The 12,757-nt window shown below is 63.3% G+C and carries 11 protein-coding genes and 1 pseudogene; 7 read left to right on the top strand and 5 right to left on the bottom strand.

From position 1 onward, the window contains the following. Window positions 1-97 precede the first annotated feature (97 nt). From NCS58_RS19645 to NCS58_RS19635, 3 genes are all read right to left on the bottom strand, one after another. Window positions 98-1,030: a glycosyltransferase family 2 protein gene (locus tag NCS58_RS19645; RefSeq protein ID WP_061117988.1), complete on the bottom strand. Its 933-nt coding sequence runs from the start codon at window positions 1,028-1,030 to the stop codon at window positions 98-100. A 7-nt stretch (window positions 1,031-1,037) separates the two neighbouring features. Beyond that, window positions 1,038-1,721 (bottom strand): PIG-L deacetylase family protein, encoded by a 684-nt coding sequence (locus NCS58_RS19640; protein WP_250538859.1) that lies wholly within the window; start codon window positions 1,719-1,721, stop codon window positions 1,038-1,040. 66 nt (window positions 1,722-1,787) lie between these two features. Continuing rightward, window positions 1,788-2,957, bottom strand: coding sequence for a zinc-dependent alcohol dehydrogenase (locus tag NCS58_RS19635; protein WP_061117990.1), 1,170 nt, complete (start codon window positions 2,955-2,957; stop codon window positions 1,788-1,790). 281 nt (window positions 2,958-3,238) lie between these two features. On the opposite strand from NCS58_RS19635, the pseudogene NCS58_RS19630 reads away from it, so the two are divergent. Then, window positions 3,239-3,421: pseudogene (locus tag NCS58_RS19630) on the top strand (glutathione-dependent formaldehyde dehydrogenase); the annotation flags it as partial. A 361-nt stretch (window positions 3,422-3,782) separates the two neighbouring features. Here the strand turns inward: NCS58_RS19630 and NCS58_RS19625 are convergent. Continuing rightward, window positions 3,783-4,370, bottom strand: a complete 588-nt coding sequence (locus tag NCS58_RS19625; protein WP_061117992.1) for a MarR family winged helix-turn-helix transcriptional regulator — start codon at window positions 4,368-4,370, stop codon at window positions 3,783-3,785. Between the two features lie 264 nt (window positions 4,371-4,634). Here NCS58_RS19625 and NCS58_RS19620 point away from each other — a divergent pair, with 264 nt between their 5' ends. The 5 genes from NCS58_RS19620 (at window position 4,635) to NCS58_RS19600 (ending at window position 10,654) form a co-directional block, all read left to right on the top strand. Then, complete coding sequence (locus NCS58_RS19620; protein ID WP_061117993.1) at window positions 4,635-5,960, top strand: MFS transporter; 1,326 nt, start codon at window positions 4,635-4,637, stop codon at window positions 5,958-5,960. A 178-nt stretch (window positions 5,961-6,138) separates the two neighbouring features. Continuing rightward, on the top strand, window positions 6,139-7,113 hold the full coding sequence (locus NCS58_RS19615; protein ID WP_061117994.1) for a PDR/VanB family oxidoreductase: 975 nt from the start codon (window positions 6,139-6,141) through the stop codon (window positions 7,111-7,113). Window positions 7,114-7,152: 39 nt separating this feature from the next. Continuing rightward, window positions 7,153-8,466, top strand: a complete 1,314-nt coding sequence (locus NCS58_RS19610) for a Rieske 2Fe-2S domain-containing protein (RefSeq protein ID WP_061117995.1) — start codon at window positions 7,153-7,155, stop codon at window positions 8,464-8,466. Then, complete coding sequence (locus tag NCS58_RS19605) at window positions 8,466-9,659, top strand: Gfo/Idh/MocA family protein (protein ID WP_061117996.1); 1,194 nt, start codon at window positions 8,466-8,468, stop codon at window positions 9,657-9,659. Before NCS58_RS19610 ends, NCS58_RS19605 begins: the two co-directional genes overlap by 1 nt. 2 nt (window positions 9,660-9,661) lie before the next feature. Further along, the gene (locus NCS58_RS19600) at window positions 9,662-10,654 is read left to right on the top strand and encodes an ABC transporter substrate-binding protein (RefSeq protein ID WP_250477467.1); all 993 of its coding nucleotides are present in this window, start codon (window positions 9,662-9,664) and stop codon (window positions 10,652-10,654) included. A gap of 160 nt (window positions 10,655-10,814) precedes the next feature. Here the strand turns inward: NCS58_RS19600 and NCS58_RS19595 are convergent, their stop codons facing one another. Next, window positions 10,815-11,561 (bottom strand): SDR family NAD(P)-dependent oxidoreductase, encoded by a 747-nt coding sequence (locus tag NCS58_RS19595; RefSeq protein ID WP_061117998.1) that lies wholly within the window; start codon window positions 11,559-11,561, stop codon window positions 10,815-10,817. 203 nt (window positions 11,562-11,764) lie between these two features. On the opposite strand from NCS58_RS19595, the gene NCS58_RS19590 reads away from it, so the two are divergent. Further along, a complete protein-coding gene (locus tag NCS58_RS19590; protein ID WP_061117999.1) occupies window positions 11,765-12,649 on the top strand; it encodes a LysR family transcriptional regulator in 885 nt (294 codons plus the stop codon). Window positions 12,650-12,757: the final 108 nt, after the last annotated feature.

Below are 12,757 nucleotides of genomic sequence, written 5' to 3'. Positions count from 1 at the left end.
ACTCGTTGTGCTGGTCGAAAGAACTACGAAACGATTTGCGGTTCGTTGCGAGACGAACCAAATATCGTTTGGTCCGACGCGCGAGACATGGACGCTTTTACTCGATGCGTGTAGAACGGAAAGGGCGTGGCTCGTCTGTCTCTGCCTCGCGGCGCGCGTCGTCGTCGAGGACGAGTTGCCGCATGGACCGCACGCGTTCGCCGATCACACGCCGCTTGCTCAGCGCCCATGCAATGCTGGCGATGAGCAAAGGCACGTCACGCAACGGCGAGCGTTCGGTGAGCATCGTCTGGAGCGCGTCGAGCGTGGCGCTCAGTGCTTCGGGCAGCGGCAGACGCATCCAGGCCACCCATGCGGCGTTGCGCGCGAGCAGCCTGCGCCGCTGTGCGCTGTCGCGCAGCGCAGACGGGTGATGGTGAATGACCAGTTCCTCGATATAGATCATCTCGTAGCCCGCCGATAGCACATCGAGTGAAACGAGCGTTTCCTCTCCTCCGATGAAAAGCCTTGGCTCGTAGCCGCCCACTTGCCGGAAAACGTCCGTTCGAAAGACGCATGCGCCCGCCATATACCCGATGAGCGCGGGTGCGGGCAGCACGGCGCTGCGAAGCGGGCTTTCGCGCATACGCTCGCAGGTCTCGTCGACCGCGCCCTGTGCGCCGACGACGACGCGCGCATTCAACACCGCGACGCGCGGCGCGGCATCGAGTATCTCGACCGCGCGCGAGAGCGAGCCTGCGCTCCACCAGACGTCGTCGTCGCAGAACGCAACGTATTCCGTCCTGACGCGCGCAACGCCGAGGTTGCGCCCGGCCGCGCCGAGGTTCGCCGGTGCGACGACGAGCTCGACGAAGGGAAATCGTGCCGCGATGCGGGCGGCTGTCCCGTCCGTGGAGGCATTGTCTACCGCGACGATATGGACGCGATCGGGAAGCGCGGCAAGTCTTGCAAGGGTGTCGAGCACCTGATCGGCACGGTTGTAAGTCAGGACGACGACCGAAATCCGAGCGGGACTTCCCTCCAAACGCATGGCTCGTTCAGCGGTCATGGCGCACGGGTTGAAGTGTCCAGCAGCGCTCGGGGGCGAAGACGTCGTCGTAGCCGTTCGGTCCGAAAGCGCGGAGCTGGCTCGCGTAGCGGCTTACAGCGCGTTGCTTCGCTGCGAGATTGCGTGCGAGCGCGTTGGTGTCGATGCGCTCGGAAACGGGCGTCGCGGTGATGCCGTCTTGCGCCAACTCAGCCAGGCGCGACTGCACGAGGCCGTTCATGCGCCGATAGAGCGCGTCTTCGTAAGCGATGCACGTTAGCGCAGGGTCGGCGCGCCAAGCCTCGCGGCACGCGTCATGCACGAGACGGTGATCGGAATGAAAGAGACCGAGCGGTATATAAAGCGTCGGCAACGCCTTCGCGCGGATCACGCCGGCCAGCGCCGATGCGATTTCCTCGGGTGACGCGCTGGCATCGCCCGCGTACTGGGAATCCAGAAGGTTCAGATGAACTGGACGCGCGCCGAGCGCGACCAGCGCGGCGGCATCTTCTGCGCGGCGCTCATGCATCGCCTGATGCGCGTTGGCGAAGCCGCATTGCGTGTCCCAGTCGGTTACGACTGCCTCGCCGGGCGCGCCTGCGAAGACGGTGCAGACCACCGCGCCCGGCGAGGCGGCGAGCGCCGCGCCGCAACTGAACACGGCGTCGTCGAGATGAGGAGAAATCACCAGCATGAGGGTCGCATCCGTGGTTGGCTGCGCAGCGTTGCGCAATGGCCGTGCCCCGGCGGTGCGCGACCTTCACGGCTTGAGCACGACCTTGATGCAGCCATCCTCCTTGTCACGGAATGTCTTGTACATTTCAGGGCCATCGGCGAGCGAAACACGGTGCGTGATGACGAAGGACGGATCGATCTGGCCTTCCTGAATGCGGTGCAGGAGATCGTCGGTCCAGCGGTTCACGTGCGTCTGGCCCATGCGCCATGTGAGTCCCTTGTTCATCGCCGCGCCGAACGGGATCTTGTCGATCAGCCCGCCATAGACGCCGGGCACTGAGAGCGTGCCCGCGGGACGGCACACATAGATCATCTCGCGCAGCACGTGCGGACGGTCGGTCTCGAGCATCACGGCCTGCTTTGCGCGATCGTAGAGGGCATCGAAGGAGCGCGTCGCATGCGACTCCATGCCGACCGCGTCGATGCACTTCTCGGGTCCCTTGCCCTGCGTGAGGTCCTTGAGGCGATCGAGCACGCTCTCTTCCTTGAAGTCGATCGTGACGGCGCCCGCTGCGCGCGCCATCGCCAGACGCTCCGGTACGCGATCGATCACGACGACCTGCTTCGCGCCGAGCAGAATGGCGCTGCGCACGGCCATCTGTCCGACAGGGCCCGCGCCCCAGATCGCGACCGTATCGGTCGGTTCGATTTCGCATTGCACGGCCGCCTGCCAGCCGGTCGGGAAGATATCGCCGAGAAAGAGCACCTGCTCGTCGGAAAGGCCATCGGGAATCTTGACGTGAGTCTTGTCCGCGAACGGCACGCGCACATATTCGGCCTGTCCGCCGGCATAGCCGCCCGTCAGGTGTGTGTAGCCGAAGAGGCCCGCCGTCGCGTGGCCGAAGACCTTGTCGGCCTCGTCCTTGTTGCGGTTGCTGCGCTCGCAGACGGAGAAGTTGCCGCGTTTGCATTGATCGCATTCGCCGCAGATGATGGTGAACGGCACCACCACGCGCTCGCCGATCTTGAGCGCGGAGTTCTCGCTGCCCACCTCGACGACTTCGCCCATGAATTCGTGGCCCATGACATCGCCGGACGTCATGCCGGGCATGAAGCCGTCGAACAGATGCAGATCCGAGCCGCAGATCGCGCACGTTGACACCTTGATGATCGCGTCGCGCGGATGCTCGATGCGCGGATCGGGCACCGTTTCGTAGCGGATGTCTTTCTTGCCTTGCCAGATGAGCGCTTTCATGAGCTGTGTCCTTCAACGTGAGCGATGCGTGATATGAGCAATACACGTACCGCCCGCTTCGTCGCCCAGGGGTTTGGTCGCCATGCGCGAGCGGGTGTTACGTCGTACTGTGATGTACTCGACAACTGCATCAGGCTCGCGCACGTAGCGGGCCTGCTATGCGAAAAGAAGGCGATATCGTCAGGGAAAAAGGGTCATGCGCGACCGACATCGCGATGAAAACTGGCGCAAGGCGGGCGCGGCTATTGCTCGAATCCCACGCGAACCTCGTTACAGAACGAGCGAAGGCGGGCACGCTGGGGGTGGTCGGCGTATATCCGCCGAACGATCGCTTCTTTCTGCTCGAGGCCGCGATGAACAAGAATCTCACCGTCAAGATGGGCAACTCCAACCATCGTGCGATCACGCCCGCGCTCATCGAGCGCGTGCGCAACGGCTCGTTCGACCCGTTGCATTCGATCACAGGCAGCCGGGATGGATAAGGTCGCACTGACTCCCGCCGCGTGAATGCCGCGCGGCCTGCATGGCCCCGTTCGATGAAATCGACATGCTGTTCTCGCACGGCACCGAAGGCGTCGGATCGACGAGCGTCGCTCGACGGGGCGACGCGCGAATGGCGCCTTCTCGGCTTCGATGCGCGGCGCTATCCGCGTGACTTGGCGACCATCGTGCGATTCGATCGGGCGCTCGCGGAACTCGGACCGCAACATAGTTCGCCGCAACCGATGCCGCTTGCGTTCTTCGAAGATACGTTGCGCAAGCACGGCGCAAGTCATGGGATCAACGCGCGACCTCAACGCGTGAAAGCGCCACGCAACAGCGCGCTCAAGCGTCTTCCAGGCTTTCACCACGCTCGGCAATCAGCTTGCCGAGTTCACGAGTCGACAGCACACGTCGCATCGGATTTGTCGAGCCGGACTCGTCGTCCGCCAGATTTTCGATGATCGTGAGCAGCACTTTGCGCGCGACCTTGATATCGCGTTCGCTCAGCCCCGTCACGCTGATCTCGTTGACTTCCTCCGCCAGCGGCACGAGCTTGTCTTTCAGCGCGCGGCCTTCGGCAGTCAGGTACACGTGCGTGTTCTTCTTGTTCTCGGGACGCTGCTGACGCTCGACCAGCCCGAGCTTTTCCATGGCAGTCACGGCGGCGAACGTGGTCGGTGCCATCACGCCCGCCTGCTCGCTGAGTTCGCGCTGCGTGAGGCCGTCGGTTTCCCACAGGATGCGCAGGAACGTCCAGTGCCCGAATGACACCGAATGCTCCGCGAGCCGCATCTGCAATGCACGGACCATCGAACGGGCGGCGTCCTTGACGAGGTGCGCAAGACGGTCGTTCGGCACGGACTCGTGCCAGTGGCGCAGCATCTGCGCGGTTTCTCCCGGCGCGCCTTCCACAGTCTTCTTTCGTGTCATGACAGTGTCTTTTCAGTAGAGCAGGTCCATTCCCGACATGATAGCCGTTGGGCCGATCGTCCTGCTGTCCGGCGTTCGGGCAGGCGTCTCCGTGCAAACCCGAGCTTGTTCCCGCCCGCTCGTCTCCTTACCATTATGATTAGATATCGAATAAAAAAGCGCAGATGCCCGGAATGCGCGGTCCAACCGCACGCGCCGGCGCATCGTCCTCTTGAGCACGGGAATCGGAGACGTTTGGTGGCCAAATCCACAGTCACGCAATTCATGTCGGAATCGGACGCCGCCGCGGCGCGCGTCGAGGCCACGTATCACAAGGTCACCTGGCGGCTGATGTCGTTCATCTTCGTCTGCTGGGTGCTGAACTATCTTGACCGCGTGAACGTCAGCTTCGCGCAGCTGCATTTGAAACAGGATCTCGGTTTGTCCGATGCAGCATATGGGCTCGGCGTGAGTCTTTTTTTTATCGGCTATATCTCGCTGGAAGTGCCGAGCACGCTATGGCTCAAAAAGATCGGCGCGCGCCTGACGATCTCGCGCATCATGATTTTGTGGGGCGGTATTTCCACGGCGATGGCGTTCATGACCACGCCGACGCAATTCTATGTCGCACGGATTCTGCTCGGCGCGGCGGAGGCCGGTTTCTGGCCCGGCATCATTCTGTACCTGACGTACTGGTATCCGGGCGCGCGGCGCGCGCGCATCACGTCGCGCTTTCTGCTGGCGATCGCCGCGGCGGGCATCATCGGCGGGCCGTTGTCGGGCTGGATCCTGCATAACTTCGTCGACGTGCTCGGCTACAAGAACTGGCAGTGGCTGTTTTTCCTCGAAGGCCTCCCCGCGCTGGTGATGGGCATCGTCGCGTTCTTCTATCTCGTCGATCGTCCGCAAGACGCGCGCTGGCTCGACGACGAGCAGAAGCAAATCATCCTCGATGCGCTCGCCGCCGACCGCGCCGAAAAGAAACCCGCGAAGCACACGAGTCACCAGTTGCTCGTCGCGTTGAAAGACCCTCGCGTGTATATCCTCGCGGCGGGTTGGGGAACGGTGCCTCTGTGCGGCACGATCCTCAACTACTGGACGCCGACGATCATCCGTCAGGCGGGCGTGTCGGACGTGCTCAACGTGGGGCTGCTGTCGGCGCTGCCGTACATCATCGGCGCGCTCGGGATGTTCGCGGTGGCGCGCAGTTCGGACGTGACGCTCGAGCGGCGCTGGCACTTCTTCCTGTGCACCGCCGTCGGCGCGCTGGGCGGCTTTCTGCTGCCCGTGCTGTCGGGCAATACCGCGGCCGCCATCGTGTGTCTCGGCATGATCTCCATTTCATATTTCGGCGCCGCGGCCATCATCTGGTCGATTCCGCCTGCCTATCTCTCCGATGACGCAGCCGCCGCGGGCATCGGTGCAATCAGCAGCCTGGGTCAGGTCGGCGCGTTCTGCGGGCCGATCGCGCTCGGCTGGATCAAGACGATGACGGGCAGTCTCGCCATCGGTCTGTCCGCCATCGCCGCGATCGTACTGCTCGGCGGTCTCGCGGTGCTGATCGGCGTGCCGGCCAACACGCTGCGCGAGCACGCGGAAAAGCATTCGTAAGCATCGGTTCTCGCAGCAGGGGCGGCGCCTTCGTCATGAAGGCGCCGTTTTCATTTGCGGCATTGGCTTCACTTCACGCAAAAAGCGTTTCAGGGAAAACCCGCTTGCGTCTAAATGATTAGATATCTAATATAAACGGCATGATGATCGATTGAGCGACAAGCGGAGAGCAAGTGCAATGAACGAGTCGGCCAGCAACGAGGTGTCATTCAGAACGCTCGTGGTGACGAAGAAGGACCCGGTGGCGGAAGGCATCTTCCGTTTCGAGCTGCGCGATGAGGCAGGGCGCGACTTGCCGCCTTTCACGGCGGGCGCGCATCTGACGGTGCGAGTGCCGAGCGGCGCGAATCGCAACTACTCGCTCTGCAACGACCCGGCCGAAACCGACCGCTACGTGATCGCCGTAAAGCGCGACGCGGCGGGTCGCGGCGGTTCGGTCAGCATGACGGACGAGGTCGCGCAAGGGGACCGTATCGAAGTCTCCGAGCCGCGCAACGAGTTCGAACTGAGCGAGCGCGCGCGCAGCTTCGTGTTCGTTGCGGGCGGCATCGGCATCACGCCGGTCCTGTCGATGATGCGTCACCTCAAAGCCACCGCCGGCCCGCGTTTCAAGCTCTATTACGTTTCACGCAGCCCGGAGACGACGGCTTTCCTCGATGAATTGTCGAGTGCGGAATGGAAGCCGCATGTGGTCATTCATCACGATCATGGCGATCTCGCCAACGCGTTCGATTTCTGGCCGGTGTTCGAGAAGCCCGGCAGCGGCGCGCATGTCTACTGCTGCGGCCCGCGTGCGCTGATGGACGGCGTGCGCGACATGACCGGTCACTGGCCGACTGGCAGCGTGCATTTCGAGAGCTTCGGCGTGGACCAGTCGCGCGCGGCGCAGAACACGCCTTTCAGCGTGAAGCTCGAGCGCTCGGGTTGCTCGTTCGAGATTCCGAAGGACCGCTCGATCCTCGAAATCCTGCGCGACAACGGCATCCGCGCGCCGAGTTCATGCGAGAGCGGTACATGCGGATCGTGCCGCACGACGCTGTGCGCGGGCGTGGCGGACCACCGCGACATGGTGCTGGGCGAAGACGAGAAGCGCGACCAGATCATGATCTGCGTGTCGCGTGCGAAGAGCGAAGAACTCGTGCTGGACCTCTGAATACATCCTCATTGAATACGTTGGTCAGGAGAAGCGTAAATGCTCACGCATGAAGAAAATGAATTGCTGTGCCGTGTCGAAGGCGATGCACCGATGGGTCAGCTAATGCGCCGTCACTGGACGCCCGTGTGCCTCATCGAGGAAGTCAGCGAGCCGGACGGCGCACCGGTGAAGGCGCGCGTGTTCGGGGAAGACCTCGTCGTCTTCCGGGACACCGACGGCAACGTCGGCGTGATGGACGAATACTGTCCTCATCGGCGCGTATCGCTCGTGTATGGGCGCAACGAGGATTGCGGCCTGCGCTGCCTCTATCACGGCTGGAAGATGGACGTGAAGGGCAACGTGATCGAAATGGTTTCCGAGCCATCGTGCAGCGACATGACGAAGAAGGTGAAGCACAAGGCCTATGAAACGAAGGAATGGGGCGGCTTCGTCTGGGCGTACATGGGTCCGCAGGACGCGATTCCCGAGTTCGTGCCGCCCGCGTGGGCGCCGACCGAAGACACGCGTGTGAGCATCGCGAAGGCGATTCTTCCGTGCAACTGGGCGCAGATTCTCGAAGGCGCGATCGATTCCGCGCACAGCTCGAGCCTGCATTCGTCGGACTTCGTGCCGGCGCGCGTCGGCGGCGCGGAAGCGACATCGAAGAACTGGCTGCGTCCATCGACCGACAAGGCGCCGCGCCTGCAGGTTCATCGCACGAGCTACGGCTTTCGCTATGCCGCCCTGCGCCGCCCGATTCAAAACGCGGCCACGCACGATTACGTGCGCTCGACCGTGTTCGTCGCGCCGGCCACCGCGCTGATTCCGCCGAACAACCTGTATAACGTCGCCAACATCAACGTGCCGTGCGACGACACCAGCACCGCGTTCTATTTCATGGCGTGGGGACATCCCGACAAGACGCCGGAAACCGAAACGTGGCGCAAGTTTCTCGGGCAGCAGGTCGGCATCGATCTCGATGCGTCTTACCGGCCGCTGCGCACGCACGACAACCGTTTCTGGCAGGATCGCGAAGCCATGAAGGCGGGCAATTTCACCGGCATCAAGGGCTTTCCAAATCAGGACATCGCGATGTGGGTGACGATGGGCCCGATCGCGGATCGCACCGAAGAGCGGCTCGGCGCGAGCGACGTCGCCGTGGTCGAATTCCGCCGGCGCATGCTCGACGCGCTGAAGGCGTTCCAGGCGGGCGAAGAGGCGATCGGTACGGGCGAAAACGCGATTCCGCGCAGCGTGTGCTCGTTCCAGGCGATGGTGCCGAAGGATACCGACTGGAAGCAGTTCGCCGCGCAGCCGGTGTGGGTCGAGACTGCGACGGAACTCGAGTCGAACTATCAGGTTCAGGTCTGATGGAGAAAATCCGACTCGGCATCGCGGGGCTGGGCCGCGCATTCTCGCTGATGCTGCCGACGTTTCTCGGCGACGCGCGCGTGCAGCTCGTCGCGGCCTGCGATCCACGCGAGACGGCGCGCGCGCAATTCGAAGCCGACTTCGACGCGCCCGCTTACCGCGACATCGACACGCTCGCGCAGCGGCCTGACATCGATGCGATCTATATCGCGAGCCCTCATCAGTTTCATGCGGCGCATACGCGGATCGCGGCATCGCACGGCAAGCACGTGCTCGTCGAAAAGCCGATGGCGCTGTCGCTCGCCGAATGCGACGACATGATCGACTCGTGCCGTGAAGCGAACGTGCATCTGATCGTCGGCCATTGCCATAGCTTCGATACGCCGTATCTGCGTACGCGCGAACTGATCGCATCGGGCGCGTTCGGCGACGTGAAGATGATCCACGCGCTCAACTACACCGACTATCTGTACCGGCCGCGACGCCCGGAGGAACTGAAGACCGACGAGGGCGGCGGCGCGGTGTTCAGTCAGGCGGCGCATCAGGTGGACATCGTGCGCCTGCTCGCGGGAAGCCGCGCGACGCGCATCCGCGCCGTAGTGGGCAACTGGGACGCACAGCGTCCGACCGAAGGCGCCTACACCGCCACGCTGTGGTTCGAAAACGGCGCATTCGCGACGCTCTCCTACAACGGTTATGCGCATTTCGATTCCGACGAGTGGACCGGCTGGATCGGTGAGATGGGTCAGGCGCGCAGCGCGGACGAATATGGCGCCGCCCGTCGAAAGCTGTCTCAGGTCGTGTCGAGAGAAGAAGAGGCACGGCTCAAGGCCGCAGGGACCTACGGCGGAGACGCGTACACGCCCGCGTCGAAAACCCGCGGCGTGCGAAGGCACCAGCATTTCGGTCCGCTGATCGTTTCATGCGAGCGTGCCGATTTGCGGCCGATGCCGGACGGCATCGTCGTGTACGGAGACGAACGGCGCGAACGTGTCGAACTCGACGCGCCGGCGGTTGCGCGCGCCGAAGTCATCGACGAACTTTTTGCCGCCGTGCGCGGTAACGCCGCTGCGCTGCACGACGGCGCATGGGCGCGCGGCACGCTTGAAATCTGTCTCGCGATGTTGCGTTCGAGCGCGGAGCAGCGCGACGTGCTCATCGGCGAAGAAACGTCAATCACAAGGGAAAGTTGAATATGGGCAAGCTCAATCTATCGGTCGCGGTGGGCAACTACGATCGCATGCGACCGCTCGTGGACGGTGAAGTGCAGATCGACGGTGTGGATCCGCTCTTCATGCTGCAAGACCCGGAGGAGATCTTCTTTCGCGCGTTCCGTCACGCCGATTACGACATCTGCGAACTGTCTTTGTCGAGCTATAGCGTAAAGACGGCGGCGGGCACGAGCCCGTATATCGGCGTGCCGATTTTTCCGTCGCGCGCGTTTCGCCATACCTCTATTTACGTTCGCAACGATCGTGGCATCGAAACGCCCGCCGATCTCAAGGGCAAGCGCATCGGCGTGCCCGAGTACCAGTTGACGGCCAACGTGTGGGCGCGTCTCTTTCTGGAGGAAGATCATGGCGTGAAGGCGTCGGACGTGACGTGGGTTCGCGGCGGCTATGAAGAAACCGGCCGTCTGGAGAAGATCGGTCTCAAGCTGCCCGACGACGTGCGACTCGAAAATGCACCCGACAACGCGACGATCTCCGGCATGCTCGCATCCGGGGAAATCGATGCACTGATCGGCCCGCGCGCGCCCTCGTGCTTCACGAACGGCCATCCGAATGTGAAGTATCTCTACGACGATCCGCAGAAGGCCGCGGCCGATTGGTACACGCGAACGAAGTTGTTCCCGATCATGCACCTGCTGGGCGTGCGGCGCACGCTCGCCGAGCAGCATCCGTGGCTCCCGGGCGCGGTGGCGAAAGCCTTCGAAAAGAGCAAGGCGGTTGCGCTTGCAAAACTGAGCGACACGTCCGCGACCAAGGTGACGCTTCCTTTCGTGGAAGAACAGTTGCGCAATGCGCGGCGGCTCATGGGGCACGATTTCTGGTCGTACGGTTTCGAGCCGAACCGGCATGTGCTGTCGCGCTTTCTGAAGCGGCACTACGAGGAAGGTTTGTCGAGCCGCCTGCTCCAGCCGGAGGAATTGTTTCATCCCGCCACGCTGGAAAGTTTCAAGATTTGACGGTTCGTGTCGGTTTCTCAGGCACGTTCTTCGATCGAATCGACGCGGTCGGGGCAGAACGCGAGGTGATCGCGGATCGGCTCGACCGCGTGATAGGGCGTCTCGTACTTTCACTAGCGAATATATAGTTCGGATAACGTATGAAAGCAGGATGCGCGGATCAGAGCTTCGATCCTCCATCGACCCGCAGCGTATCGCCCGTGATCCAGCTCGCCCGGTCCGAAGCGAGGAAGGTCACGGCACCGGCGATGTCATCGGGTTGCGCGACGCGCTTCAGAGCCTGTAGGCTCAGCGTGTAGTCGCGTCCTTCATCGGTTTTGGCGAAGCTCGACATGTCGGTCTCGACGACGCCGGGCGCCACCGCGTTCACGCGCACGCCACGCTCGCCGAGCGCGGACGCGAAGTGGCGCACGAGCGTATCGACCGCGCCTTTCGTCGCTGCATACGCGGCCAGTTCACCGACCGACGCGCGCGCCGCCAGCGACGAAAGCAGCACGACGCTGCTGCCCTGGCGCAGCATCGGCAGAAGTTGCTGGACAAGAAAGAACGGCGCGCGCACGTTGACGGCGAAGAGCGCGTCGAAGTCTTCGACCGTCGTATCTTCGATGCTCGCGGCTTTCGCAATGCCCGCGTTCGCAACCAGCACGTCCAGCCGTCCGCCGACCGCGGCGCGCACGTGGCCGGCGAGCGTGCGCGGGCCGTCGGCGCTGCGCAGATCGGCGGCGACCTTCTGCGCGTGACCGCCGCTCGCGATGATGTCGGCGACGGTCGCGTCGGCGGCCGCCTCGTTGCTGCCGTAGTGCACGAGCACCCGTGCACCGGCGCTGCCCAGCGCGAGCGCGATGGCGCGGCCGATGCCGCGGGATGCGCCCGTAACGAGCGCGGTTTTTCCGGCGAGGTCATTCATGGCTAGACTCCTTGATCGGCTTGTGGTGACGCGCGGCAATAACCTTCACGTATGGCGGCAAAACCGCCTCGCTGGCGCTCGCCGCGCTCCATGCGACTGCTGACAGCGAATCTAGCCCTCGCTTGCACAAAGAAAAAAGACTTTGTAGGCTGGCCGGCATGCCTTTAAAGCATGGCCCGTGAACGAGCAAGACAGGAGAAAGGATGGAGCTGCGCCATCTGCGCTATTTCGTTGCCGTCGCGGAAACGGGCAGCCTCACGGTCGCCGCCGAGCAGCGGCTGTTCACGTCGCAGCCATCGCTCAGCAGGCAGATCCGCGATCTCGAGGACGAAGTGCGGGCGGAACTCTTCAGCCGCAGTGCGCGCGGGGTCGAGCTCACGGCATCCGGCAAGGCGTTTCTCGACCATGCACGGCTTGCGCTTGCGCAGGTCGACGCGGCCGTCGAGGCGGCGCGCCGCGCGGCGAGCCCCGCCAAGCAGGTCTTCGCGCTGGGCTTTCTGACCGGCCAGGAAATGACGTGGCTGCCGCGCGCCATGCGCGTATTGCGCGATGAATTGCCGAACATCGACGTCACGATATCGAGCGGCTACTCGCCCGATCTCGCCGACGCCGTGGCGCGCGGCAAGCTGGACCTTGCGTTCGTGCGCAAGGAGCCGGGGCTCGACCTCGACTATCACGTGGTCCATCGCGAGAAGCTCGTCGTGCTGATGCCGAGCGACCACCGGCTGACGGCGAAAACGGCGATCAGTCCGTCGGACCTGCGGAGCGAGACGTTCGTCATGGCATCGAACAAGGCGCGCGTGCTGCACGATGTGGTCGTGAAATATCTGCGGGAAAGCGGCATCGACCCGAAGCCTGCGCATGGCGTCGACAACCTGGCGATGGCCATGTCGCTCGTCGCTTCTACGCGCGGGGTTTCGCTGATGCCCGAGTACGCGAACAATCTGCTGCCGTGGTCGGTGGCGAGCCGCCCGCTGGAAGGCGAAGCGCCGACCGTCGAGCTCGCCATCGGCTATAGCCGGTCGAACACATCGCCGGTGTTGAAAATGTTTCTGTCCAGAGCGGATGAACTGACGGCTGCCGATTGAGTGACCGGCTCTAGTGCGGATCGGCCTGCGATAAAAGTGGTGCGAAGCGTCGATTGTCAGAAAAATTTACTGGACTGGCGACAAAATGTAGTCGTTTGACGCCTCGGC

The sequence above is a fragment of the Caballeronia sp. INML3B genome (assembly GCF_023631305.1).
GTDB classification, from domain to species: Bacteria; Pseudomonadota; Gammaproteobacteria; order Burkholderiales; family Burkholderiaceae; genus Caballeronia; species Caballeronia turbans.
The sequence above is the reverse complement of the archived record's forward strand: the minus strand, read 5'-3'. Positions and strand labels throughout refer to the sequence as shown.

What these genes read in the sequence shown, in the direction of transcription:
- NCS58_RS19635 (WP_061117990.1), bottom strand. Translation starts at nt 2,957, where the DNA reads ATGAAAGCGCTCATCTGGCAAGGCAAGAAAGACATCCGCTACGAAACG.
- NCS58_RS19620 (WP_061117993.1), top strand. Translation starts at nt 4,635, where the DNA reads ATGTCGGAATCGGACGCCGCCGCGGCGCGCGTCGAGGCCACGTATCAC.
- NCS58_RS19640 (WP_250538859.1), bottom strand. Translation starts at nt 1,721, where the DNA reads ATGCTGGTGATTTCTCCTCATCTCGACGACGCCGTGTTCAGTTGCGGC.
- NCS58_RS19625 (WP_061117992.1), bottom strand. Translation starts at nt 4,370, where the DNA reads ATGACACGAAAGAAGACTGTGGAAGGCGCGCCGGGAGAAACCGCGCAG.
- NCS58_RS19590 (WP_061117999.1), top strand. Translation starts at nt 11,765, where the DNA reads ATGGAGCTGCGCCATCTGCGCTATTTCGTTGCCGTCGCGGAAACGGGC.
- NCS58_RS19600 (WP_250477467.1), top strand. Translation starts at nt 9,662, where the DNA reads ATGGGCAAGCTCAATCTATCGGTCGCGGTGGGCAACTACGATCGCATG.
- NCS58_RS19610 (WP_061117995.1), top strand. Translation starts at nt 7,153, where the DNA reads ATGCTCACGCATGAAGAAAATGAATTGCTGTGCCGTGTCGAAGGCGAT.
- NCS58_RS19605 (WP_061117996.1), top strand. Translation starts at nt 8,466, where the DNA reads ATGGAGAAAATCCGACTCGGCATCGCGGGGCTGGGCCGCGCATTCTCG.
- NCS58_RS19615 (WP_061117994.1), top strand. Translation starts at nt 6,139, where the DNA reads ATGAACGAGTCGGCCAGCAACGAGGTGTCATTCAGAACGCTCGTGGTG.
- NCS58_RS19645 (WP_061117988.1), bottom strand. Translation starts at nt 1,030, where the DNA reads ATGCGTTTGGAGGGAAGTCCCGCTCGGATTTCGGTCGTCGTCCTGACT.
- NCS58_RS19595 (WP_061117998.1), bottom strand. Translation starts at nt 11,561, where the DNA reads ATGAATGACCTCGCCGGAAAAACCGCGCTCGTTACGGGCGCATCCCGC.